At 43.7% G+C, this 24,437-nt stretch carries 22 protein-coding genes; 6 read left to right on the forward strand and 16 right to left on the reverse strand.

All coding sequences use genetic code 11. The features are described 5' to 3' along the window. Positions 1–6: 6 nt before the first annotated feature. From NSS76_RS17515 to NSS76_RS17525, 3 genes are all read right to left on the reverse strand, one after another. A complete protein-coding gene (locus NSS76_RS17515; RefSeq protein WP_024423755.1) occupies positions 7–870 on the reverse strand; it encodes a 3-hydroxybutyryl-CoA dehydrogenase in 864 nt (287 codons plus the stop codon). After that, a complete protein-coding gene (locus NSS76_RS17520; RefSeq protein WP_122631631.1) occupies positions 870–2,063 on the reverse strand; it encodes an acetyl-CoA C-acetyltransferase in 1,194 nt (397 codons plus the stop codon). The genes NSS76_RS17515 and NSS76_RS17520 overlap by 1 nt, the downstream gene beginning before the upstream one ends. 103 nt (positions 2,064–2,166) lie before the next feature. Further along, entirely contained in the window at positions 2,167–4,278 is a 2,112-nt protein-coding gene (locus tag NSS76_RS17525) for a heterodisulfide reductase-related iron-sulfur binding cluster (protein WP_341082519.1), read from the reverse strand. Between the two features lie 143 nt (positions 4,279–4,421). Here NSS76_RS17525 and cls (NSS76_RS17530) point away from each other — a divergent pair, with 143 nt between their 5' ends. The 3 genes from cls (NSS76_RS17530) to NSS76_RS17540 all read left to right on the forward strand — a co-directional run bounded on the left by cls (NSS76_RS17530) (position 4,422) and on the right by NSS76_RS17540 (position 6,921). Next, positions 4,422–5,618 (forward strand): cardiolipin synthase, encoded by a 1,197-nt coding sequence (gene cls / locus NSS76_RS17530; RefSeq protein WP_171464757.1) that lies wholly within the window; start codon positions 4,422–4,424, stop codon positions 5,616–5,618. A 12-nt stretch (positions 5,619–5,630) separates the two neighbouring features. Continuing rightward, the gene (gene uvsE, locus NSS76_RS17535; RefSeq protein ID WP_341082520.1) at positions 5,631–6,593 is read left to right on the forward strand and encodes a UV DNA damage repair endonuclease UvsE; all 963 of its coding nucleotides are present in this window, start codon (positions 5,631–5,633) and stop codon (positions 6,591–6,593) included. Between the two features lie 73 nt (positions 6,594–6,666). Further along, positions 6,667–6,921, forward strand: a complete 255-nt coding sequence (locus NSS76_RS17540) for a hypothetical protein (protein ID WP_024423759.1) — start codon at positions 6,667–6,669, stop codon at positions 6,919–6,921. Between the two features lie 229 nt (positions 6,922–7,150). Here the strand turns inward: NSS76_RS17540 and NSS76_RS17545 are convergent, their stop codons facing one another. From NSS76_RS17545 to cls (NSS76_RS17555), 3 genes are all read right to left on the reverse strand, one after another. After that, positions 7,151–8,149: a S66 family peptidase gene (locus NSS76_RS17545; RefSeq protein WP_341082521.1), complete on the reverse strand. Its 999-nt coding sequence runs from the start codon at positions 8,147–8,149 to the stop codon at positions 7,151–7,153. A gap of 203 nt (positions 8,150–8,352) precedes the next feature. Then, entirely contained in the window at positions 8,353–10,068 is a 1,716-nt protein-coding gene (locus tag NSS76_RS17550; protein ID WP_341082522.1) for an ABC transporter ATP-binding protein, read from the reverse strand. Between the two features lie 105 nt (positions 10,069–10,173). Next, positions 10,174–11,691, reverse strand: coding sequence for a cardiolipin synthase (gene cls / locus NSS76_RS17555; RefSeq protein WP_263479664.1), 1,518 nt, complete (start codon positions 11,689–11,691; stop codon positions 10,174–10,176). 137 nt (positions 11,692–11,828) lie between these two features. Between cls (NSS76_RS17555) and NSS76_RS17560 the strand changes: the two genes are divergently transcribed. Next, complete coding sequence (locus NSS76_RS17560) at positions 11,829–12,773, forward strand: S66 family peptidase (protein WP_341082523.1); 945 nt, start codon at positions 11,829–11,831, stop codon at positions 12,771–12,773. Between the two features lie 295 nt (positions 12,774–13,068). On the opposite strand, the gene argS is transcribed toward NSS76_RS17560, so the two are convergent. The 5 genes from argS to speE all read right to left on the reverse strand — a co-directional run bounded on the left by argS (position 13,069) and on the right by speE (position 17,484). After that, a complete protein-coding gene (gene argS / locus NSS76_RS17565; protein ID WP_024426363.1) occupies positions 13,069–14,742 on the reverse strand; it encodes an arginine--tRNA ligase in 1,674 nt (557 codons plus the stop codon). Then, positions 14,739–15,161 carry a DUF1934 domain-containing protein gene (locus NSS76_RS17570; RefSeq protein ID WP_003215400.1) on the reverse strand — a complete coding sequence of 141 codons (423 nt, stop codon included), beginning with the start codon at positions 15,159–15,161 and terminating at the stop codon, positions 14,739–14,741. Before NSS76_RS17570 ends, argS begins: the two co-directional genes overlap by 4 nt. Positions 15,162–15,285: 124 nt before the next feature. Next, positions 15,286–15,633 (reverse strand): hypothetical protein, encoded by a 348-nt coding sequence (locus NSS76_RS17575; RefSeq protein WP_034621833.1) that lies wholly within the window; start codon positions 15,631–15,633, stop codon positions 15,286–15,288. A gap of 78 nt (positions 15,634–15,711) precedes the next feature. Next, entirely contained in the window at positions 15,712–16,584 is an 873-nt protein-coding gene (speB, locus tag NSS76_RS17580; protein ID WP_151039748.1) for an agmatinase, read from the reverse strand. Between the two features lie 69 nt (positions 16,585–16,653). Then, positions 16,654–17,484 (reverse strand): spermidine synthase, encoded by an 831-nt coding sequence (speE, locus tag NSS76_RS17585; protein ID WP_025093862.1) that lies wholly within the window; start codon positions 17,482–17,484, stop codon positions 16,654–16,656. Positions 17,485–17,708: 224 nt separating this feature from the next. On the opposite strand from speE, the gene NSS76_RS17590 reads away from it, so the two are divergent. Next, a complete protein-coding gene (locus NSS76_RS17590) occupies positions 17,709–19,778 on the forward strand; it encodes a transglycosylase domain-containing protein (RefSeq protein ID WP_341082526.1) in 2,070 nt (689 codons plus the stop codon). A 124-nt stretch (positions 19,779–19,902) separates the two neighbouring features. Here NSS76_RS17590 and NSS76_RS17595 read toward each other — a convergent pair whose 3' ends face one another. After that, entirely contained in the window at positions 19,903–20,421 is a 519-nt protein-coding gene (locus NSS76_RS17595; RefSeq protein WP_024423769.1) for a YwhD family protein, read from the reverse strand. A gap of 12 nt (positions 20,422–20,433) precedes the next feature. Next, positions 20,434–21,090: a site-2 protease family protein gene (locus NSS76_RS17600; protein ID WP_225315513.1), complete on the reverse strand. Its 657-nt coding sequence runs from the start codon at positions 21,088–21,090 to the stop codon at positions 20,434–20,436. A gap of 113 nt (positions 21,091–21,203) precedes the next feature. Between NSS76_RS17600 and NSS76_RS17605 the strand changes: the two genes are divergently transcribed. Further along, on the forward strand, positions 21,204–21,389 hold the full coding sequence (locus tag NSS76_RS17605; protein ID WP_012011601.1) for a 2-hydroxymuconate tautomerase: 186 nt from the start codon (positions 21,204–21,206) through the stop codon (positions 21,387–21,389). Positions 21,390–21,438: 49 nt separating this feature from the next. Here NSS76_RS17605 and NSS76_RS17610 read toward each other — a convergent pair whose 3' ends face one another. The 3 genes from NSS76_RS17610 to NSS76_RS17620 all read right to left on the reverse strand — a co-directional run bounded on the left by NSS76_RS17610 (position 21,439) and on the right by NSS76_RS17620 (position 24,308). Continuing rightward, on the reverse strand, positions 21,439–22,251 hold the full coding sequence (locus tag NSS76_RS17610) for a zinc-dependent metalloprotease (protein WP_044330968.1): 813 nt from the start codon (positions 22,249–22,251) through the stop codon (positions 21,439–21,441). A 224-nt stretch (positions 22,252–22,475) separates the two neighbouring features. Continuing rightward, positions 22,476–22,976, reverse strand: coding sequence for a YwgA family protein (locus tag NSS76_RS17615; protein WP_024426378.1), 501 nt, complete (start codon positions 22,974–22,976; stop codon positions 22,476–22,478). A 30-nt stretch (positions 22,977–23,006) separates the two neighbouring features. Next, on the reverse strand, positions 23,007–24,308 hold the full coding sequence (locus tag NSS76_RS17620) for an HD domain-containing protein (RefSeq protein WP_044330970.1): 1,302 nt from the start codon (positions 24,306–24,308) through the stop codon (positions 23,007–23,009). Between the last annotated feature and the right edge of the window lie 129 nt (positions 24,309–24,437).

Raw genomic sequence — 24,437 nt, forward strand, 5'->3', positions numbered from 1 at the left:
CTCCCCCTATGAGTGGTCGTGGTATGTGTAAAAACCTCTCTTTGTCTTTTTGCCCAGCCAGCCTGCATTCACGTATTTTTTCAAAAGAGGACAAGGTCGATATTTGCTGTCTCCAAGTCCCTCGTGAAGGGTATTCATAATAAATAAACATGTATCCAGTCCGATGAAATCAGCTAGACGAAGCGGCCCCATTGGATGATTCATCCCAAGTGTCATCACGTCATCAATGCTTTCTGCATCTGCTACGCCTTCATACAAGGTGTAAATGGCTTCATTGATCATTGGCATCAATATGCGATTTGATACAAACCCCGGGAAATCTTCCACTTCAATTGGGGTTTTGTTTAATGTCTTCGCTGTTTCATAAACAACTTGATATGTGTCATCACTCGTTTGCAGTGCTCGAATGACTTCAACCAGTTTCATGACAGGAACCGGATTCATAAAATGCATGCCAATCACTTTCTCCGGTCTGCTCGTCACAGCTGCTAATTCTGTGATCGACAAGGAAGACGTGTTTGTCGCAAATATGGCCTCAGCCTCTGCAAATTGATCAAGTGTTTCAAAGATTTGTTTTTTCACACTCATTTGTTCTGATGCGGCTTCTATGACTAAATGAGCCTGCTGCATGTCTTTTAAATCTGTGGAAACGGCAAGCCGCTGCGTAATATCTCGGACTGCCTGATGTGCCAGCTTTCCTTTTTCTGCCCGCTTCGTCAGTTGTTTGGTCATGGAGGAAATCGCTCGATGAATCTGCTTTTCTGATACATCATGGAGCAGGACTGTATAGCCTGACTGAGCAAACACTTGGGCAATGCCTGATCCCATTTGACCAGCCCCAACGACCATAACGGTCTCTTCTATACTCATCAATAAACGCCTCCCTTTTCATCTACCTTTATCATGATGGCGTCTCCTTGACCGCCTCCGCTGCAAATCGCCGCAATGCCAATGCCTCCGCCTCTTTGTCTTAATGCATGAATCAATGTCAATATCACGCGTGTTCCGCTTGCCCCAATCGGATGACCGAGTGCGACAGCCCCCCCGTTAATATTCATTTTCCGCCGGTCGATCCCGGTTATTTTTTCACATGCCAAAGCCACAGCTGAAAAGGCCTCATTGATTTCAAACAAATCAATATCCTCTAGGCGCTTTCCTGTTTTCTTTAAAAGCTTCTCGATAGCAAAGGCTGGTGTTTTCGGAAAATCCTTCGCCTCTACAGCAACCTGAGCATGACCGAGAACGACTGCCATTGGCTTTACGTCATGCCGTGCAGCATACGTGTCTTTCATTAAAAGGAGCGCACTTGCACCATCATTGACACCTGGTGCATTTCCAGCGGTGATGGTCCCCTTCTGATCAAAAACAGGCATGAGCTTTGACAGCCGTTCATACGACGTATCACGCCGCGGAGACTCATCTTCTGTGATCAGCCGTTCTCCCGTTTTTATTTTGACGGTGACGGGGGTGATTTCATGTTGAAAAAAGCCGTTTTTTTGCGCTTCGATGGCCCGTTCATGACTTCTGAGCGCCCACAGATCCTGCTCTTCGCGCGTAATGCCGAGCTCCTTTGCAGCCGTACTTCCATACTCACCCATATGAACGCCTGTAAACGAACAGGTTAACCCATCTAAAATCATCGCATCTTGTACTGCACCATCTCCCATTTTGTAGCCCCATCGCGCTTTTTTTAGCAGATAAGGAGCGTGAGACATCGATTCCATACCGCCCGCTGCGATGACCTCAGCATCTCCGGCTCGAATGATTTGATCTGCCGTGCTCACACTGCGCATTCCGGATGCACAGACTTTATTGATGGTTTGTGTTGGAACAGACCAAGGAAGATCAGCATATCTTGCTGCTTGCCTTGAAGGAATCTGCCCTTGCCCTCCTTGTAAAACACATCCCATGATGACCTCATCTATTTCATGAGAACCCGAAACTCTTTCCAGTGCAGCCTTGATCGCTATACCGCCTAGTTCTGCGGCAGTCAAACCACTGAGAGCACCGCCTAGTTTTCCAAATGGTGTTCTTGCTCCAGATACAATGACCGTCGTACTCATATATGCCCCTCCCCGTTTGTTACCGCTTACATATCATTTAGGCAGCTGATGAAACAGCGCCATGGATAAGCCGATGAACATCCTATTCATCGGCCTGTCATGTTTACGACACCTGCTTTCCAGACTCACCAAACACTGATTTTTCAAGAAGTTCGGCGACATCAAATGTGCCTACCTGCTCCTCTACTTCCTTCGCCTTCGTCCCATCTCCCAGCATCGTTAAGCAATAAGGACACCCTGAGCTGATGATGGACGGCTGGACCTGTAACGCCTGCTCCGTTCGTGCAGTGTTAATCCGGGTACCCGTCTCTTCTTCCATCCACATTAAGCCCCCGCCTGCTCCGCAGCACATACCAGTTTCACGGTTGCGCTCCATTTCTTTCAGCGTCACACCTGGAATGGCTTTTAAAATGTCTCTTGGCGGGTCGTACACTTCGTTATATCTGCCTAAGTAGCAAGAGTCGTGGAAGGTAATCACTTCGTTTACTTCATGTACAGGTGTTATTTTCCCTTCTTTCACTAACTCTGCCAGTAATTCTGTATGATGATACACTTCTGCCTCAAGCCCGAAGTCTGGATATTCATTTTTAAATAAGTTATAGGCGTGTGGATCAATCGTGACGATCTTTGTAACGCCGTTTTTCTGGAATTCTTCAATGTTTTTTGCAGCAAGCTCTTGGAATAAAAATTCGTTTCCGAGTCTTCTTGGCGTATCGCCTGAGTTTTTCTCTTTATTGCCTAGGATCGCAAAGGAGACCCCAGCTTCATTGAGTAGCTTCGCAAAGGCAAGCGCAATCTTTTGGCTTCGATTGTCATAAGCCCCCATTGAACCAACCCAGAATAAATAATCAAAAGTTTGCTCTGCTTTTTTCAGCTCTTTCACTGTCGGCACATGCACATCTTCTCTCAGTTCACGCCAATTTTCTCTTTCTTTCCGGTTCAGCCCCCACGGGTTCCCTTGGCGCTCAATGCTTGTCATGGCACGCTGTGCATCTGCGTCCATTTTTCCTTCAGTCAAGACAAGATATCTGCGCATATCAATAATCTTATCAACGTGTTCATTCATGACAGGGCATTGGTCTTCACAGTTTCGGCACGTCGTACATGCCCAGATTTCTTCTTCTGTAATGACCTCTCCAATAAGAGAAGGATGATATATAGAGCTGGCAGCCGATTCTTCGGCACCTGCTCCTCTCGCCTGCAGTGCCAGCTGGTTTCCTGTTGTCTGCTTGAAGGCAAGCTGCGGGACCCAAGGTGTCTTTGATGTAATAGCGGCCCCTTTATTGGTTAAATGATCTCTTAACCTTAAAATCAAATCCATCGGAGACAGCATCTTCCCTGTCCCTGTTGCCGGGCACATATTCGTGCAGCGCCCGCATTCCACACAGGCATAAAGATCGATGAGCTGAGACTGACGGAAATCTTCAATTTTTCCCACACCGAAGGTCTCTTGTGTCTCATCTTCAAAATCGATTTTTTGCAGCTTGCCTGGCGGGTCTAATCTGCTGACAAATACGTTCACAGGCCCTGCAATTAGATGAGCGTGCTTTGACTGAGGAACATATACTAAGAATGTCAGCAAAATAAGAAGATGCACCCACCATGCGGCATAAAAAACAATCGCAGCCGCCAGAGGTGAAATTCCGCCCAGCAAGAAAGCAATACTAGAAGCGATTGGCTCAGTTGGTGATAGAGAGTGTCCATGCCAGATGATGTTCATGCCGTTCCCAAGTAACACTGTCAGCATTAAGCCGCCAATAAATAAAAGCACTAGACCCGATTTGAAGCCTCGTTTTAAACGGACAAGCTTCTCCACGTATCTTCTATGGAAAGCCCATACAACGGCCACTAAAATGAGAAGTGTGACAATCTCTTGGAAAAACGTAAAGACGCCGTACACCGGACCTAAAGGAAGCCCGCTGTCTGGAATAAGCCCCTTCAGAATAAAATCAAGGGCTCCGAACTGTACAAGGATAAATCCGTAGAAAAACAGCACGTGAATGATGCCGCTCTTCTTGTCCTTTAACAGCTTCTTTTGCCCAAATACGTTGACCCAAACACGCTCTAAGCGTTTCTTCATGTCTTGTTGAAACTCTTCTTTTTTACCAAGACGAATATAAGCCGCTCGTGTTCGAATGAGATAAACAAACAAATACACAGCGTAAGCGGTCACCGCCGCAAATGCGATCAAGTTGATGATTAAAAGGCTATTCATCTTGCTCCCCCTTTCATTCCCCAAAACCCTCTTTGTTCCGTTTCCATGTTGTACCTCTATCATAAATAATGAATGAGTATTCAGTCAATATTTTTTACGCGTTTGGGTACACTATTGAAATATGCAAAAAAGGAGGAAGTTTCATGATCGCATTGATCATCCTACTCGTACTCATTGCCATCGTTTTGCTCGTGATGTTAGACCTTTATATGGGAAGGAAATATTTTTCTACTCACGCATTTGAACGGTCTTTTGACCAAACAAGCGGCGATGCCGTCTTTTATCATGATGGGGAACCATTTTTCGATCAGCTGCTTACCGATATACAGCAGGCCTCTTCTTCTATTCATATGATGTTCTTTATTGTAAAGAACGACAAGATTGGTCAAAGGGTCTTACAAGCATTGAAAGCCAAAGCGGAGCAAGGAGTTTCCGTCTTTTTGCTGACCGACCGATTAGGCTCCTACTCGTTTGATCAAAAGTCGATTGACATGCTAGAAAGAAGCGGCATTCAATTTTACTTTTTAAATAAGCCTCGTTTTCCTTTTTTGATTTACCGTTTAAACATGAGAAATCACCGTAAAATCACAGTGATTGACGGAAAGATTGGCTATATTGGCGGATTTAATATAGGTGATGAATATGTTGGGAAGAAAGGCCGGTTTGGCATTTGGAAGGATTATCATTTGCGGATGACTGGACAGGTTGTCGCAGATCTCCAGCATGTGTTTCTGAATGATTTGTACCGTTCGTCTGGCATTCATCAGCTGCAATATGAGGTTTTCCCTGCATTGGAACCGGGAACATTACAATGCACAACACGCGCAACTGCTGGTTTTTCTTTAGAAGTTCTATTTCTCCAAGATATTCAGCAGGCGAGGAAACAGATCATCATCTGTACGCCTTATTTTATTCCATCAGCCCCTCTTCTAAAGGCGCTGCTTGATGCACGAAAGCGGGGCGTCACAGTTGAAATCATCATTCCAATGAAAGCGGATCATCCACTTGTCAAAGAGGCTGGCTTTCATTATTTGAAGGACCTGATTGCCTCTGGATGCCTTGTTTATCGTTTTTATAAAGGATTTTATCATTCGAAAGCCATTTTGATTGATCACAGCCGCTGTATGATCAGTACTGCAAATTTTGATAAACGCAGCTTGTTTTTAAACGAAGAAGTAGATGTGGCCATTGATGATCCCGCTTTTACTGCACACGTAGAAGAAAAGATTCGGGAGCATATGGAGGTTTCTGAGATCTTGACAGAAGAAACATTGTCAAAGCGTCCGCTTTTCACTCGGCCGCTTGAGTGGGTTGCCGCCATGTTCTCGTATTTTTTATAAAGGAGATGACCTATGCGTTATCGATTTGGTTATGTATCAAATGCCGTCACCTTGTGGGAGGCTTCTCCTGCCAAGTCGCTGACCTTTGCTAGATACAGCAAGCTCGCTAAGGAAGAAAGAAAAGAGGCTTTATTGCGAACAACGAAGGCCAATCTTGTGAATACATTAAGAACGCTTTATTTCGCCATTGCTCATGATATCCCGCTTTACCGTTTTTCAAGCTCGATCGTCCCGCTCGCGACCCATCCAGAGGTGCTCTGGGACTTTGTGACACCTTTTCACGAAGAATTTCTTGAGATCGGCAAGCTGGTGAAACGGCACGGCTTACGGGTCAGCTTTCACCCCAATCAATTCACCTTGTTTACTAGCCCCAAACCTTCCATTACAGAAAATGCCGTCATCGATATGACGTACCATTATCAGATGCTTGAGGCGATGAAGCTCGATAAGGAAGGCTACATGAACATTCATGTAGGCGGGGCGTACGGCGATAAAGAATCGGCTCTTCAACGCTTTGATGAAAATATCAAACAGCTTCCAGATCATATCAAAGCGAGAATGACACTTGAGAACGATGACAAAACATATACGTCGCTCGAAACGCTTAGTGTATGTGAAAAGCATGATATTCCGTTTGTTTTTGATTACCATCATCACGTGGCAAATAAAGATGACGATGCCGCACTCGATGACATCCTGCCAAGAATGTTCGTCACGTGGACAAACACTGGCATTCCGCCCAAAATCCATTTGTCTTCACCTAAATCAGAAAAAGCTATACGCAGTCATGCAGATGGAGTAGATATGAATTTTGTCTTACCGCTTTTTCAAGCATTAAAACCGTATGGCCGGGATGTAGATTTCATGATTGAAGCAAAATTAAAGGATCAGGCTCTGCTCCGTCTAGTCGAAGAGCTGTCTGCGATAAGGGGCAATCGGCGGACGGGCGGAGGAACCATTGAGTGGAAATCATAAAGAAAGGTTTACCTTTGTGCAAACGGGGGTAACAAAGCTATTGTGAGAAAGTAATTAACAGGAGGATATGAAGATGTCTCAAATCTATTCAATCCGAATCGCTGCGAAAGCGTTGAATTTACATAAGCTTATTTCTCTTTATGAAAAGTGCCAGCAGGCTCAGCATCGTATATATGTGTATTCTAAAAAAACAATGTGTAGCATTAAGAACATCGTAGAGCTTGAAACCTTCAGGCTCACTCATTTAGAGTCTGACTACTTAATTGTCGTAGAGGGGAAAAAAGCGCAAGACCTCCTTCAGCCGTTTGAAAAAGAGACGGTTTCATAAAGAAGAGCAGCAGCGGGCTGCTCTTTCAGATTGGTTGACAAAGGGCTAAAATGATGTTGATTTTAGCCCTTTGTCTTCTTTTCAGCGTGATAGAAAACCTTTGCAGCCTAGGAAGGACGAGTACCGGCGCGGAGCGAATTTGACATTCGTGAGTACCGGCACGCAGACCTGACACCGAATGCGCGGGTTTGTCTACATGCTGGGAGAGCAGCCTCGGGCTGCTCTTTTGCTATATCCACTCTTTTGTTAACCAAACTTGTTTGGAGGATGCATACATTTTCACTTGTGCCCCGATTGGCATCGTAAGCATCGGGTGCGTATGGGCACAGTCAAAGTCAGCGATGAGCGGTCTTTTTGTCTCCCCGAGCACCTCAAGTAAAATCTCGTAAGGTTCTTTGCCCGTCCCTTCGTCATCAAACAGCTCATGTTTTCCTAAGAGAATCCCAGATACCCGTTCAAACACTCCATTTACTTTCAATAAAGAGAAGTTCTTTTCTACAACTGACGCGGTTTTCATACAATCTTCAATGAGAAGGATGTCTCCGTTTTGGATGGCTGGCATGAACTCACTTCCCCATATGCCGTACATCGCATTCAAGTTCCCGCCGATCAATCTGCCTTCTGCCTGTCCCTCTATGACGCACACCCAATCGTTCGGACGCTGTTTTTTGTCACGCGTCTTTTCTTCCCAATTGATTCGTTCATCTGTCCAAAAAGGCGGTTTTTCAATCTGATAAGGAATGGTTTGTTGGGACATCAGGATGTCCTCAAACGACTGATATGTATAAGTGACAAACGGTTCAAACTCGCCAAAAGAAGGAACAAGCGCCGGCCCGTAGAAAACAGGCAGTCCCGTTTTTTCGTACGCCGCTAAAAGAATCGCTGTCGCATCTGAATAACCAATCATGATTTTCGGATGTTGTTTCAGCAGGTCAAAATCAAGAAAAGGCAGCAAACTATTTGAATTCGTCCCGCCAATCATTGACATGATGCACGCCAAGTCCTCTCTAGCCATCAGCTCATTCAGCTCATCTGCTCGTTCTTGAATTGTACCTGAACGATAGTCATCCTCTTTCCCTGTTAATGATCCTGGAACCACAATGAATCCTTTTTGCTCAAGCCACTTCTTCGCCCGCTCATACCTAAGAGGCGAGGTCGCTGATGCAGGACTGGAAGGTGAAAAAATACCGATCTTATCGCCCTTTTGTAATCGCCGAAGCCCCTTCATTCCATCAGATCCTTCCTACAAACGTTTTTTCTATCCTAACAAAAAAAGCCCTTTATCAAAAGGGCTCAGATTGTTTTTTATTCAGCGTGATAGAAAACCTTTGCAGCCCTAGGAAGGACGAGTACCGGAGCGGAGCGAATTGACATTCGTGAGCACCGGCACGCAGAACTGCGGGCGAATGCGAGGGTTTGTCTATGCGCTGATCAATGACCAAACTGCGCTTCATGCAGTCTGCTGTACACGCCGCCCATTTGGATGAGCTCTTGGTGGCGGCCTTGCTCTTGGATGCCTTCCTCTGTCACGACGATGATACGGTCGGCGTGTTTAATTGTTGCCAGGCGGTGGGCAATGACGAGTGTTGTCCTGCCGACAGCCAGTTCGCTCAGTGCATCCTGTATAGCTTTTTCTGTTTCTGTATCAAGTGCTGATGTGGCTTCATCTAAAATAAGAATCGAAGGATTTTTTAGGAACATCCGCGCAATTGACAAGCGCTGCTTTTGACCGCCTGACAGTTTGACGCCGCGCTCGCCTATCACCGTATTTAATCCTTCTGGGAAACGCTGAACGAGTTCCTCTAAATGCGCACGACGTACAGCCTCCCAAATCTCTGCATCGCTGGCTTCTAGGTTGCCGTACGCGATGTTTTCTCGAATGGTGCCTGAGAATAAAAAGACATCCTGCTGCACAATGCCGATCTGCTGTCTTAAAGAAGACAGGGTCATCGCTTTTGTACTTACACCATCAATCGTAATCTCCCCTTTATCCACATCATAAAAACGTGGCAGCAAACTGCAAATCGTCGATTTCCCGGCTCCTGAGGGACCGACAAACGCAACGGTTTCTCCTTGTTTGATCTTCAAATCGATATCCTTTAACACATGGCTGTGCTCATCGTAGCCGAATGTCACGTTTCGATATTCAATTTCACCTTTCAGCCCGAATACATCACGAGCTCCCTCTGTATCCTTCACATCTGGCTCTGTTTCAAGTAAGTCGACATAGCTTTTAAAGCCCGCAATTCCTTTTGGATACATTTCAATCACTGTGTTGATTTTATCAATCGGTCTGAATAAGACGTTTGTAATGAGAACAAACGCGATAAATCCACCTGCCGTTAATTGACCCTGCAGAACAAACCATGTCCCTGCCAGAAGGACAAACAGTGTCACAAGACGGGTGAGAATGTAACTGATTGAGCCGTTGACCGACATGATTTTATATGAAAGAAGCTTCGCTTTCCGAAAGCGGTTGTTGTTTTCAGCAAAACGCTTTTTCTCGAAATGTTCGTTGGCAAAGGCTTGCACAAGACGAATGCCGCCAATATTGTTTTCAACCCTTGCATGAAAGTCTCCAATGTCATTGTTCAGCTGTGTAATCGCCTGCGTCATCTTCTTATTAAAATGAAGGGCAAGCCAGATGATGACAGGCATGATCAAGAAGGTTAAAATAGCAAGCTGCCAGTTAATCATCAGCATGACAGCAAAGGCGCCAAGAATCGTCATAATTGCAATAAACAAATCCTCAGGTCCGTGATGAGCCACCTCCCCAATGTACATGAGGTCATTTGTCATTCGAGACATAAGCTTACCCGTTTTGTTGTTATCAAAAAACTTAAATGAGAGACGCTGAAAATGATCAAACAGCTTCTTCCTCATATCTGTTTCAATATTGATACCAAGCATGTGCCCCCAGTACGACACAATAAATTGCATAACCGAGCTGAGGGCATAAATGATAAACAGAGCAAGTGCGGTCCAGGCAATGACCGTCCAATTCCCTGTTGGTAATAATGTATCAATGAAGTAGTTCACAATCAGCGGGAAACCAAGTTCCATCAATCCAACTGCGACAGCGCAAAAGAAATCTAAAAAGAACAGACCGCGATAGGGCCTGTAATAGGCGAAAAAGCGTTTTAGCATATGTAAAAGAACCTCATTTCCTCTATAATTGATAATCATTTTCAATTATAGAGGAATCCTCTTCAAAATACTAGATCAGGAAATGATTTCATTGACTGGAAATCCTCATAATACGCCAGAAAACAACCGGGCAAATGATTCCTTCAACCGCTCTTTTAAGCCTCTTTTATAAAAATGTACAGGACCCATTTGCTCACATTCCTTCATATCTTCCTCATAGTGGGCCATCAATTGTTCAATTGGCTTTTTCGCAGCTGTAAAGACATTGACCTCGAAATTGAGCTGAAAGCTTCTCATATCAACATTGGCGGTACCGACGGAGGCGAGTTCTCCATCAGCAATCATCACCTTTTGATGCATAAACCCTTTTTGATAGTGATACACCTTGATGCCCTCTTTTAGAAGCTCAGAAAAATAGGATCGTGTGGCATATTGCGTGAGAAAACCGTCATTGATCTCCGGTACCATCACCCGTACATCCACTCCTCTTGTGGCAGCGATTTTGAGCGCAGTGCGAATCGATTCGTTTGGTACAAAGTAAGGTGTGGCAATCCAGACAAATTGTTTCGCATTAGAAATAAGAGCATCATATAAATCACTCATACTTTCTTTCATATCAGGTCCAGTTGGTACAACCTGAATGACATCATCGCCTGTCACAGAATGCGGCGTATGATACTTTGGATCATCAATTAATACTTCATCTGATACATACTCCCAATCCAGCATAAAAACGGAGTGAAGGGTCTGAACAGCCTCACCCTTTAACATGGCATGCGTATCACGCCAAAAGCCGATCTTTTCATCTCGTCCTACGTATTCCTTGCCGACATTTAACCCCCCGACAAACCCTGTCTCTCCATCAATAATGACGATTTTTCGGTGATTTCTGAAATTGAATTTTTGATTAAAGAATCCATATTTTAAAGGTAGAAAAGGAGCAACCTTGACCCCTGCCTGCTTCAAGCGTTTAATATCTTTTCGGGAGAAGCGGATGCTGCCTGCCGCATCATATATGAAACGGACCTCTACCCCTTCTTTCACTTTTTCAATCAAAATCTCCATCATCCGGTGGCCGAGGAAATCGGATTTGAACATGTAATATTCAATATGAATGAACGATTTTGCCTTTTTTAACTCTTCAAAAATTCTGGGGAACGTCTCCTCCCCATTCTTTAAAATCTCCATATCACTATTTGTGTTCACATGCATACCTGTTGCTTTTTCTGTGTAATGAAAAAAAGCACGCTGATTATCGGTTAAACGTGACTCATTCGGCTTACTCTCAAGCTCAGAGATTCTGCGTAATTTCTCGCGGTTATACATTCTCTTTGATTTGAATAAATGACCCTTTACATAGAGCTGCCCTGAGAACAGATAGAACATATAGCCAATGATTGGGAAAAAAATGAGCACATATATCCATAACAACGTGTGCTGTGATGTACGGTTCTCCAGCATGAGTGAGATGATACTAAATAAAATAATGGCGATATAAATCGCTGCGTACAGCTGAACACTCCACGCCGGCACAGTCCACCAATACACCACATATGCCCCGAATATCATAAAATATAAAAATAAAAATTCCAGTCTTCTCTTTTTCACATTCTCCGCCCTCATTCTGTCTTTTTCTCTTCCATACCCTTTGCACAGCTTGTATGAAACGCACGACCCAATCCTTTCTCCTAGCCTTTACAGACTTTCGCTATTTGATCCGATATAATAAAGAAATATGTGATGGAAAGGAAGATCTGTTTATGCATACCCCCTCACCTCTTAAAAAAGGGAGCCATATACGTGTTATTGCCCCAAGCCGAAGTGCCAGCATTTTATCAAAAGAAGGAATTTCTCAAGCGAAAAAACGTTTAGAGTCTTTAGGCTTCACTGTCTCTTTTGGACAGCATGTGTTTGAATGTGACCTTCATTCCTCCTCATCTATTGAACACCGCTTGTCTGATCTGCATGAGGCGTTCAGAGATAATGAAGTCGATGGTATTTTGACAGCCATCGGAGGCTTCAACTGCAATGAGCTTTTGCCTTATATTGATTACGATTTGATCCGACAGCATCCTAAAGTCCTTTGCGGTTATAGTGATATCACTGCACTTGCAAACGCCATTACAGCGAAATGTGATATGGTAACATATTCTGGCCCCCATTTCTCAAGCTTTCAAATGGAGCAGGGACAGGAGGAGCAGACCGCTATGTTTCAAGCTTGCTTGATGAACGGAGGCGAACCGTTTGATGTGATTCCTTCAACAAAATGGAGTGATGACGCGTGGTATCTCGATCAAGCGAACAGGCAGTTTCATCCGACGAAATGGAACATATATCAGGAAGGAACAGCTGAAGGCACCTTGTTTGGCGGAAACCTTTGTACACTGAACTTACTGCAAGGGACATCGTTTATGCCGAATGTAAAGGATGCGATCTTATTTGTGGAGGATGATGAGTTGGTGTTCCCTGAAATGTTCGCCAGAGACCTCACCTCCCTCTTACAGCATGCACAATCAATCAAAGGGTTGATCATCGGGCGCTTTCAGAAGAAGTCCAACATGACAGAGGAACATTTAAGATTCATCCTAGATAAGCACCCAATGCTCAAACACATCCCAGTGATTTACGACGTCGATTTCGGACATACACAGCCAGTCTTCACCTTCCCAATTGGCGGAGACGTGAAGCTGCACATTCATTCATAACTTAAGGCCAAAAAGCACCCGAATAGGCGGTGCTTTTTTCTATGCCACCATCTTTTTTAAAGTTTTTTTAGAAAAAGTGATCCAACCCTTCATTCCCTTCGTTAAGTAGATGTAAAAAGAAAAGAGAGGAGGCAAAAATATGTTTTCTGATGTACTTAGCCAATTATTTGATTCTATTTCTAACATTATTAATACGCTTGGATAATGTAAAAAACCCGCTGTCTCTTGAGGATAGCGGGTTTTTTATACGAAAAAGCCCCACTCATTCAATAGAGTGGGGCTTTCTTTCATTTCATTACATCTTTTCCGGTGCCGATACACCAATTAGTTTTAATGCATTCGCAAGCGTGATTTGTGTTGCTTTCATGAGTGAAAGACGTGCTGTTGTTTTTGTTTCGTTTTCTGCGTCAATGACCTTCTCGGCATTGTAGAAGCTGTGAAGGGCTGATGCCAGGTCATAAATATAGTTCGTCACGCGGTGCGGAATACGCTTTTCAGCTGCTTCTGCTACAACTTCTGGGAAGCTGCCAATGATTTTCAGAAGATCGTATTCTTTTTCCGATTGAATGTGAGAGAAATCGGCTTTTTCAAGGTTCGGTTCATAGCCTTTTTCTTCACCTTGACGCAGCATGCTGCAAATTCTCGCATGCGCATATTGTGCATAGTACACAGGGTTTTCGTTAGACGTAGAAATCGCTAAGTCTAGGTCAAAGTCCATATGTGTCGCCGCACTTCTCATCGCAAAGAAATAACGAGTCGCATCTAAGCCGACTTCTTCAATCAGATCACGCATTGTGACGGCTTTTCCTGTACGTTTACTCATCTTCATCTTTTCGCCGTTTTTGTAAAGATGCACAAGCTGAATGATTTCTACTTCAAGCTTGTCAGCTGGATATCCAAGTGCTTGGATCGCCGCTTTCATCCGAGGAATATAGCCGTGATGGTCCGCTCCCCAAATGTTAATAAGCTGGTCAAAGCCTCTGTCCAATTTGTCTTTATGATATGCGATATCTGGAAGCAGGTAAGTGAAGCTGCCGTCTTTTTTAATCAGCACACGGTCCTTGTCATCACCAAAATCAGTTGAACGCAGCCATGTTGCGCCGTCTTCTTCAAAGACATAGCCTTTTTCACGAAGTGTTTCCAGCGCTGGTTCGATTTTTCCGTTTTCATATAAAGAGGTTTCTGAATACCATACATCAAATGGCACACGGAAATTCTCAAGATCTACACGTAATTTCTCTAATTCGTATTTCAATCCGTATTCACGGAAGAACTTCATCCGCTCTTCTTCCGGTTCATGAACGAAACGGTCACCAAATTCATCCGCAAGCTTTTGTCCGATGCCTTTGATGTCTTCTCCTCTGTAGCCGTCTTCAGGCATTTCTTTTTCAAGACCGAGTGCCTCAAAATAACGTACTTCTACAGATAAAGCGAGGTTATTGATTTGATTCCCTGCATCGTTGATATAGTATTCACGACTCACATCGAACCCTGCTTTATCAAGGATGTTGCAAAGGGAATCTCCTACAGCTGCACCGCGGGCATGTCCAAGGTGAAGGTCACCTGTTGGGTTGGCTGAGACGAATTCGACTTGCACCTTTTGACCGCCGCCTGTATTCGTTTCGCCATAAGCTTCTTTTGCCTCAAGAACAGCTGGAATGAGCTTTGTTAAATACTGATTGTTCATATAAAAGTTAATGAATCCTGGACCTGCGATATCCAGTTTTTCAATGGAAGCTTTCCCTTTATCAAAAGCATTGACGATGTCTTCTGCGATTTGACGAGGTGCTTTTTTTGCAATGCGGGCAAGCTGCATCGCCATGTTGGTAGAGTAATCACCGTGAGTTTTGTCTTTCGGCACTTCTAAAAGAACATCTGGCACCTGGCTTTCATCGGCAAGTCCTGCTTTGACGACTGCCGCTATGATTTCTTCTTTTAACGCATCTTTGACCTGTTCTGCGATATTCATGAACGTAAATCCTCCTTATACGAAATCGATAATGTATGTAAATGCTTTTGATCTTCTCCTGTCAGCATATCGTACGTAATGTGCAGCAGCCCCTTGTCCACATCGAGATCAATACCATGTGTGTGCACATCTAGCTGAAGTGTACCGAATGGCATCGTGTAATGTGTGACGGTCGTTTCTCCAATAAGAAAGCGCTGCTTCATTTGAATAGCCCCTGATCTCATCACAAAAATTTCTTTTTCACTCATTTTCACAACGGTTTTTACTTGACCCATTTCATGTTCTTCATGGTAAGTGAGATACGTTTTGTCATTCTTCTCTTGGTACGTTCCAGTCGTGCGGAATTCGATCGTTTCAGCCGGCTCCGTCTCTGGTTTCATCACTGACTTTACATGAATTGAAATTTGGTTTTGTGTCATTTTGCACTTCCTTTGCTAAGACCCGTTTAACTAAAATAGTATACCATAATCACGATCGTCTATCATACCATCATTTCTCTTCTTCATGGCGATTAAACTTCGTTTTTCATCTTCAGCCATCCCTTTAGAAAAAAAGAAAAATACAACTGACCACTACGACAAGTCCAGCCTTTACACCTAAGTCTTTTCTTTTCATTAAGTAAAAAAGAGCCTGTATGCCTGAACTTGCCAAAAATGCCTGAAAAAAATCAAATGGTGCGATTTGATCCTTTTTAAAAACCACCTGCATGAATAACGCAATGGCCGTCAGATAGAAAAAGCCTCGATCGTGAAACAGCCCCAGCATCTCTTCCTTTGCTTCCTTTTTTGAAGCAAAAACAGGCGGATCAGCTGCGAGCTCTCGTTTCAATGTGAGAAAGCCTGCCCCTAACACACATAAAGCGAGGAACACCATCAATATTGACGAAAACATGAGCTGCCTCCTTTATTTTTTGACAATGTAAAAAAAAGAGCTTGTCCACATGAGATGACAAGCTCCTCTATCAACTGATTATTTCACAAATCCAAGCAGCATTTCGCGTAAAAGCTTACTCGCTGTATTCGCTGTTTGGTCAGAGTGATCATATACAGGTGCTACCTCGACTAGGTCTGCCCCAACGACTTTGACGTCAGATCCTGCGATCGCATGAATGGATGCAAGCAGCTCTTTTGATGTAATACCGCCAGCATCTACCGTTCCTGTACCAGGTGCATGTGCTGGGTCAAGTACATCAATATCGATCGTCACATATACTGGACGCCCTTTTAGCTTTGGCAATACTTGCTTCAATGGCTCGAGTACTTCAAATTTAGAAATGTGCATACCCGCTTCTTTTGCCCATTCAAATTCTTCTTTCATCCCAGAACGGATGCCGAAAGAGAATACATTTTCAGGTCCAATCAGTCCTGCAACTTTACGAATCGGTGTTGAATGTGAGAGCGGCTCACCCTCATATTCCTCACGAAGATCTGTATGTGCGTCCATATGGATGATGGCCAAATCAGGGTATTTCTTATACATTGCACGGAAAACCGGCCAAGACACAAGATGCTCGCCACCCATTCCTAATGGAAACTTCCCTTTTTCTAAAATGCTGTCGACATACTCTTCAATTAAATCTAAGCTCTTTTGTGCATTCCCAAAAGGAAGTGGGATGTCACCCGCATCGAAGAATGGCACCTCGTGCAGTTCACGATCTAAATAAGGGCTGTATTCCTCTAAACCGATCGATACTTCACGAATGCGGTTCGGACCGAAACGTGAACCTGGGCGGTAGCTGACTGTCCAGTCCATCGGCATGCCGTATAAAATGACCTTTGCATCTTCCCATGTCGGTTGACTTCCAATAAACACTTTTCCTGAATAAGCCTCGTCGAATCTCATGCAAGATTCCTCCTTTTACGCTTCAAAAAATGCGCAAACCGTCATTTGCGCATGTCCATTTCGCTTGATTTATTTGATTAAGTCGCTCACAAATTTCGGCAGAACGAATGCCGCTTTGTGCAATTCTTTTGTGTAATATTTCGTCTCAATATCAAAGAAACGGCTGTCTTCTACAGCAAGTGGATCATATTTTTTAGAACCGATGGTGAATGTCCAAAGACCGCTTGGATACGTTGGAATATTCGCTGTGTAAAGCTTTGTAATTGGGAAAATTTCTTTTACATCACGCTGTACATTTGTAATCAGCTCAGGTGTGAACCAAGGGTTGTCCGTTTGTGCAACGAAAATACCGTCTTCTTTGAGTGCTTTTGCGATTCCTGCGTAAAATCCTTTAGAGAACAGGTTCACAGCTGGTCCAACTGGCTCAGTCGAGTCAACCATGATCACATCATACTCGTTGTCAGCTTCAGCAATGTGCATAAAACCGTCTCCGACTTTGACATCTACACGAGGATCGTCTAGTTTCCCAGCAATAGAAGGAAGGAATTTCTTCGAGTATTCGATGACCTTTCCGTCAATATCAACAAGTGTCGCTTTTTTCACACTTGGGTGTTTGAGGATCTCACGAATGACACCGCCGTCTCCTCCGCCTACGACAAGAACATTTTCCGGGTTTGGATGAGTGAAAAGAGGAACATGTGCCACCATTTCGTGGTATACAAACTCATCTTTCTCAGACGTCATCACCATGCCGTCTAAAAACAGCATATTGCCAAACTCTTCTGTTTCCACCATTTCTAAATGCTGAAAGTCTGTTTGTTCTGTGTGAAGGGTTTTGTTCACCTTCAATGTAATACCAAAATTCTTCGTTTGCTTCTCTGTATACCAAAGTTCGCTCATTGTTCATCTTCCTCTCATCCAATAATAAACAAACATCTATTGTTAGCGCCTTTTATCGGCTTTGACTATATCGATTGTCCAAGAAAAAAGTATAGTGGATTCATATCAAATTGTAAAGAACCGCATGAGTTCTCTTCATTTTTTAAAGCGCTCCTGCAATCGCTTGTTTAAAACGGTTTTCTTTGTTCCATACTGATAAAAAACCGTCAAAATGGGGGCTTTGCATGGACACAATCATGAGTAATAAAAAAATCCGCATGACCGTGAAAACGATTCGAGCCTGTTTTTTTATCGGCTTGCTCGCTTTTCTATTTGCAGGTACCGTCTTTTTGACGATTCTATTAATAGCTAAATGGCAAGGTGCCCCTTCTGTTCAAGTTCCCCAATCCACTACCATTTATGCAGCCGATGGCTCAAAGCTTGGAGAATCCAGCTTTGGAGAAAAGAGATATTGGGTGCCATTAAAGGAGATGTCTCCTCATATCAGACAGGCAGTTGTCGCTGTTGAAGATAAAACCTTTTATGAGCATCATGGCTTTGATGTGAAACGGATGGCAGGTGCTGCGGTGGCCGATATTCGTGCCATGGCTAAGGTGCAAGGTGCCAGCACGATCACCCAGCAATATGCACGAAATCTGTATTTAGATCATGATAAAACGTGGAAGCGGAAGTGGAATGAAGCCTTTTACACGATTCGTTTAGAACAAAACTATACAAAAGATGAGATTTTAGAAGGATACTTGAACACCATTTATTATGGTCACGGAGCGTACGGTGTGGAAGCAGCCTCCCGTCTGTATTTCGGGAAAAAAGCAAAGAACTTAACCCTCGCTGAATCTGCCCTTCTTGCCGGTATCCCAAAAGGGCCTTCTCTTTATTCCCCTTATGTGAATGAGGAGAAAGCCGGCGCAAGAAAGAATATGATTTTGAGACAAATGCACGAGGATGGCATGATTACGAAAAAAGCAGCCGATGACGCTGCGAAAGAAAAGCTGTCCTATCGCCCTTTGCAAAAGAAGCAGCTGCAAGCAAAGCAAGCCCCGTATTTTTATGACGATGTGATTCGAGAGTTGAAACAAAGCTTGGGATTAACAGAGGAACAGATTGAAACCTATGGGCTTCATATTCAAACGACTCTCAATCCAGAATTACAGAAAATCGCAGAAAAGACGTTAAAAAATACGATGAATTCCAAATCAGAAATCCAAATCGGCTTTGCCGCCATCCATCCTCAAACAGGGCATGTACTTGCCCTCATAGGCGGGAGAGATTATGAGAAAAGTCCATTCAATCGGGTGACACAAGCAAAAAGGCAGCCCGGTTCAACCATGAAACCCCTTCTTTATTACATTGCCTTGCAAAACGGGTTTACACCCGCAACTGTCATGCGCAGTGAGGAAACGGTGTTTGAACTGGATGATCAAGGCAGCGATGCCGCTTATTCACCAAGCAATTATCACGGCTATTACGCCAATGACGGCATTACAATGCTTCAAGCTTTAGCATTGTCTGATAATATTTACGCTGTAAAGACCCATCTATTTTTAGGAATGGAGCAGCTTGTACGTGCTGGCAAGACATTTGGAATCAAGGAAAAACTAGATCAAGTACCCTCTCTTGCCCTGGGCACGTCTCCTGTGAAACCAATTGAAATGACCAATGCTTACGCCATGCTGGTCAATGGCGGAAAACGCGTCAAACCAACCTTTATTACGAAAGTAACCGACGCAAAAGGCAATGTGCTTTTTGAAGAGAAACAAAAACGAGAACAAATCCTCGATGAAAAAGCAGCATTTGTCACCACCGATATGATGTCAGGCATGTTCAATGATCAATTAAACGGCTATACAAGTGTCACTGGCCGCACCATTATAAAGGACCTTACAAGAACATACGGAGGAAAGTCTGGGACTACAGGCGCCGACAGCTGGATGATCGGCTTCTCTCCCCAGCTCGTCACAGGTGTATGGACTGGCTATGATAAAGGCCGCACCATTGACTCAGTCGAAGAAACGGCCTATGCGAAAAAAATATGGGCTTCCTTTATGGAATCAGCTCTCTCGAAGCAGCCAGCCTCCTCCTTCATGCCGCCAGACGGTGTCAAAGGGGTATATATCAATCCAAAAACCGGCGACCTCGCAGGTCCAGGATGTGAATCAAAGGTATTCACCTATTTTATAGAAGGAACGGAGCCGACAGGTGTCTGCTATGGTGCTGAGGACAAAGCCTCTGAGCAGGAACCAGTTCAAGATCAAAAGCCAAAGAAATGGTGGGAAAAGTGGCTGAAACGTTAAAAAAGACATGAAAAACCCCGAGATCTGCATCTCGGGATTCTCCATGTCCTAGCTTTAACACCAGTTTACTCAAAAACCGGAGAGAATTGGTAGCCATCCGCCAATCTTCACAAAAATTTCACAATTATTCAGGGACAGCCAATCCTTCTTTTAATTCATCTGTTGATGCGTCCCATAGCGCTTGATTATGACCTTTTAAGAAATCAGCCAGCACCTTTTTGGAAACGTCATCCATATGACTAACGACAATTTTTCGCTTCATCGATTTATCCATTAAATTCACATGCTCTGGAAGTGACTTATACCCGCGGCGGATCGAACGGTCAACGGTCATTTCACAAGCCGTCACACCTGCATAATAAGGCCCTTCTTCTCTGCGGTCAATCGTCACCCATACAAGCCAATACGGTTTTCCGTTCGGCACCTCTTCTTTTGTTTTCAAAAATTTAATTCCTTTTTCGACGGCACTTCTTGCATGCATGGCACCAATATCAATGACAGCTTCCTTTTCCTCTACATCAATGATGACTGGCGAGATATTATCAAGGCTGAGTGCACCTGCCCCAAAGCCTCCATGTCCGTCGGTTGCATCTGTTTTTTTAATGATGTTAAAACCAATTGGTTTCTTCTTTTTACCTTCCATTTATTAAACCTCCTAAAGCAGCGGCTTCAAAATAAGATTAAACAATTGTATGATTTGATTCCGCATTTCGATCAATGGACCAAACACAAACTGTCCCAGCGGTGTGATCACGAATATGAGAAAAATAATGATCCCATATTGTTCAAATTGCGTCATTTTCGCCCGGATACGGGGGCTGACGACGTCCTCAATAATTCGATACCCATCCAGCGGCGGAAGTGGTAATAAGTTAAATAGGAACAAGATGACGTTTAAGTTAATAAAGATTAAAAAGAAATTATCGACTCCCGGCTCAAAGCGCATGATCCACTCCCCGCCAAATTTCTGAAGAAGCACATACACAAAAAAGCCCAAAAACGCCAGCACCAAGTTACTTAATGGCCCAGCAATGGAGACACAAATCCCTGCTAAGCGCGGTTTTTTAAAATGGTAACGATTCACCGGTACAGGTCTCGCCCAGCCAAACCCGGCCACAAAGATCAAAATCGTCCCGAATACATCGAGATGCTTCAGTGGATTTAACGTCAGTCTCCCTTGATTCTTAGCCGTCGGGTCTCCGAATCGGTACGCAACATATGCATGCGCCAGCTCGTGCATCGTAAATGCAACAACAAGCGTAATGGCGACATATGGAATAAGTTCTAATGGATAAACAAGAAATTGGTTCAAAGGCATGAATCCCTCTTTCTTTCTATACAATGATTTACTTCATTCAGTATACTATAAGAAGTCCCTTAAACTAAAGGGAAGCGTAGCATTAAAGGAAAAAGGAGGTTTTCGCCATGCCGATTGTCACCGTTCAAATGCTTGAAGGAAGAACAGACGAGCAGAAAAGAGCTCTTGTGGAGAAAGTCACTGATGCCGTTGTAGAAACAACAGGCGCAGGGGCAGAAAAAGTCTCTGTTATTATTGAAGAAATGAAAAAAGAACACTATGCCGTAGCAGGAAAACGCATCAGCGACCTGTAAGCATAAAAAAAGGACAAGCACATAGGTGTTTGTCCTTTTGTCTCTTATTTTATCTGTACCACGCTTTGTTACGGTTCACTTGATTTTTATGAGCCGCATCAAAGAAATCGACTGTGTAAGAATAATCATAATTCATTAAGCAGACAATGCCGCTTCCTTGAGGGTCGTGAGGTAAGCCAAAGTTATGACCGTATTCATGCGTAGCCGCTTTTGCAGTGTTCGCTGTTCCTTGATCAAGGTTAACGGCGAATGCACTTCCGCTTGGTGCACTATTGTAAACATAAGCGATTCCGCCAGCATCAAAGTTTGGATTTGCTGTAAATCCAGTGACAAAGTCATATCCTCTGCCATCAAAGCTGCGCGCAAGGTTAGACAAAATTTGCTCTGCATTTGAACCCGAAGACGTCCATGATCCTACGGCTTGTACGACAAAGTCCACATCATGATCACGGTTAAACGTGACATCTGCTTGCTCGATGATGCTGACAATCCGTGTTTGCCAGTCACTATATTTCGCACGATACTGCGCATCAGCGACCGCATAGACAGTGACCTTCTGACTGCCTGTGCTTGCTTTTGTTGAAATTGAATCTCCTGTATTGGCCTTAAAGGTTCTTGAGCCTACCTGCTTACCAGACTCATCTAATACCTTTGTTGTCACATCTCGTTCAATTGGAGGTGCTGTCTTCAAATCTTTAAAATCTTTTGCTTTTGGCAACCCATCACTAATATGGGTTTCGAACGGCGCATGACCATGATCATGCCCATGACCTGCACTCGCTACTGGTGCTGAAGCTGAACTTACCCCCGGTAACAAACTACCTACCAATAAAAATGACAAAAAGACTGAACGCTTTTTCATTCCTATCCCTCCTTTGTTTTTCACAAGGTTATATATTCACTGAAAATTCACCATTTTCCTTCTATTCAGTCAAAAACAGGGAATTAGATGCACAGGAAGAAAGTCGAATTACGTCATTTTCACTAATTTTTCGGATATTTTGACACACATTTCATCGAAAAATAGCGCTTTTGGTCTGGGTCTTACAAAACAAAAAAAGCCCTAAAAGTCGGGCTTTTGTTCAACTAGTTCAATTCCTTCAACTGATCAATATAAGCAAGGGCCGCCTCAAATTCTTCGTCCGTATAGCGCTGCTTGCTTTTAATGGTGAAGACCTTTTCCTTCACCTCATCTTCTGGCAGGTTATCAAAATATAAAATCGTTGAGACAAGCTCTAGGAAACGGGATGATTGCTCGTTCATCTGCTGCGTCAGCGCTTTGAGGTCAGGCATGTCCACTTCACACTGATCGAGAAACTCTTTCCCATTGTCCGTCAGCGAATAGCGATATTGATAGTATCCGCCCTTTTTTTCCTTCATTTCGTCCAAGAATCCAAGGTTGCACAGCTCTTCAATTCTGAGCGTCAACTCCTCTGAATAGGGGCCATAAAAATGAAAATCGTATTTTTCGTAAAAAGGCAAATCTAGCTTTTTTGCTATGTAAATCATCTTTTGCAGCTTCTTCCGACCAACGATTTCCCCTGATTCAGAGAATACCTTCATCAACTTTGCATGCTCTTTCAACAAATTCCCGACATCTCCTTTTTCAGTACTTCCTTATCCCAAACCAAGCAGCTTCATGATCGCCTTCTTTTCTTCAGCTTTTTCCGACATATCTACAATTAAGTCCATCGGGAAATAAAGTTTATGATCGGTTCTTCGTTTACCGGAAATGGCGTCAACAATATCTGACTGTCTCGACAGTTCTTTAATATGACCGCTTTGCGTCAAAAGGTGGATTGGCAGCCTCTCTTCTTCCTCGCCTGGTCTGTAGAAGTCATAGGGCAAGTCAGAGGAAGAATCGACCACTAAATAATAGTCAGGATCAATTCCTGCCTCCTTGAACAAGGCGGTCAGCTTGAAATATTTCGTCATTTCTTCATTTGGATTAAACTCTGTATATTGGAACAATCGGCGGTTCATAAAACGGCGGCACAAATCAGCCAGCACGTGATCTTCTTCATCTTCCCACGCCTGAAAATAAAATAAGACAATGGATTCATCCAGCTTAATATAGTCCTCTGTGGTGACATTGCCCTCAAAGATTGAATAAAAGTGAACGGGGGCATGTGTAAAAATATAACCCGTTTCATGCAGCTCTTTTGCACGGTGAAGAATTTTCGTTAAAATGACTTCCGCACTGCGTGTCACTGGGTGGAAATAGACTTGCCAGTACATTTGATAGCGGCTCATAATATAATCTTCAACCGCATGCATCCCGCTCTGCTTCATCACAATCTGATCTTCTCTCGGGCGCATCACACGTAAAATACGTTCCATATCAAAGTGACCGTAGCTGACGCCTGTATAGTAGGCATCACGCTGCAAATAGTCCATTCGGTCGGCATCAATTTGACTTGAGATCAAACTGACCACCTGTTTGTTTTGATACGTTTTGGCAATGACTTCAGCCACATGCTTCGGGAAATCATCACTCACCCGGCAGAGCACTTCATTGACTTCCGTCTGCCCTAAAATAATATCTCTTGTAAACGATTCATGGTCTAAGTGGAAGACCTTTTCAAAGGAATGAGAAAATGGACCATGTCCGAGGTCATGAAGCAAGGCTGCACTAAGTACAAGCTCGCGCTCCCCTTCATCCCATTCAGGCCGCCCTTTAAACACATCATCCACAATTCGTCTCACAATCTCGTATACACCGAGTGAATGATTGAATCGGCTGTGTTCTGCACCATGAAACGTCAAATAAGTAGTTCCTAGCTGTTTAATTCGTCTCAGGCGCTGAAACTCTCTTGTTCCTATTAAATCCCATATTAATGCATCCCTTACGTGAACATAACGGTGTACAGGATCTTTAAATACCTTTTCCTCAGATAATTTCCCTTTTGGATACGCCATCGTTTCGTCCCTCTTTTTTTAAGACGTGTTTCTATTATATCGGGTAACTTTTCCCGAAAACATCCTTGAATTTGCTGGTGAATGTGTTCTCAAAGATTGCACGGACGTAAAAAGCCCGACCTGACAGGG

Origin of the sequence: Bacillus sp. FSL R5-0654 (assembly GCF_038008745.1) — a bacterium.
GTDB classification, from domain to species: Bacteria; Bacillota; Bacilli; order Bacillales; family Bacillaceae; genus Bacillus; species Bacillus safensis.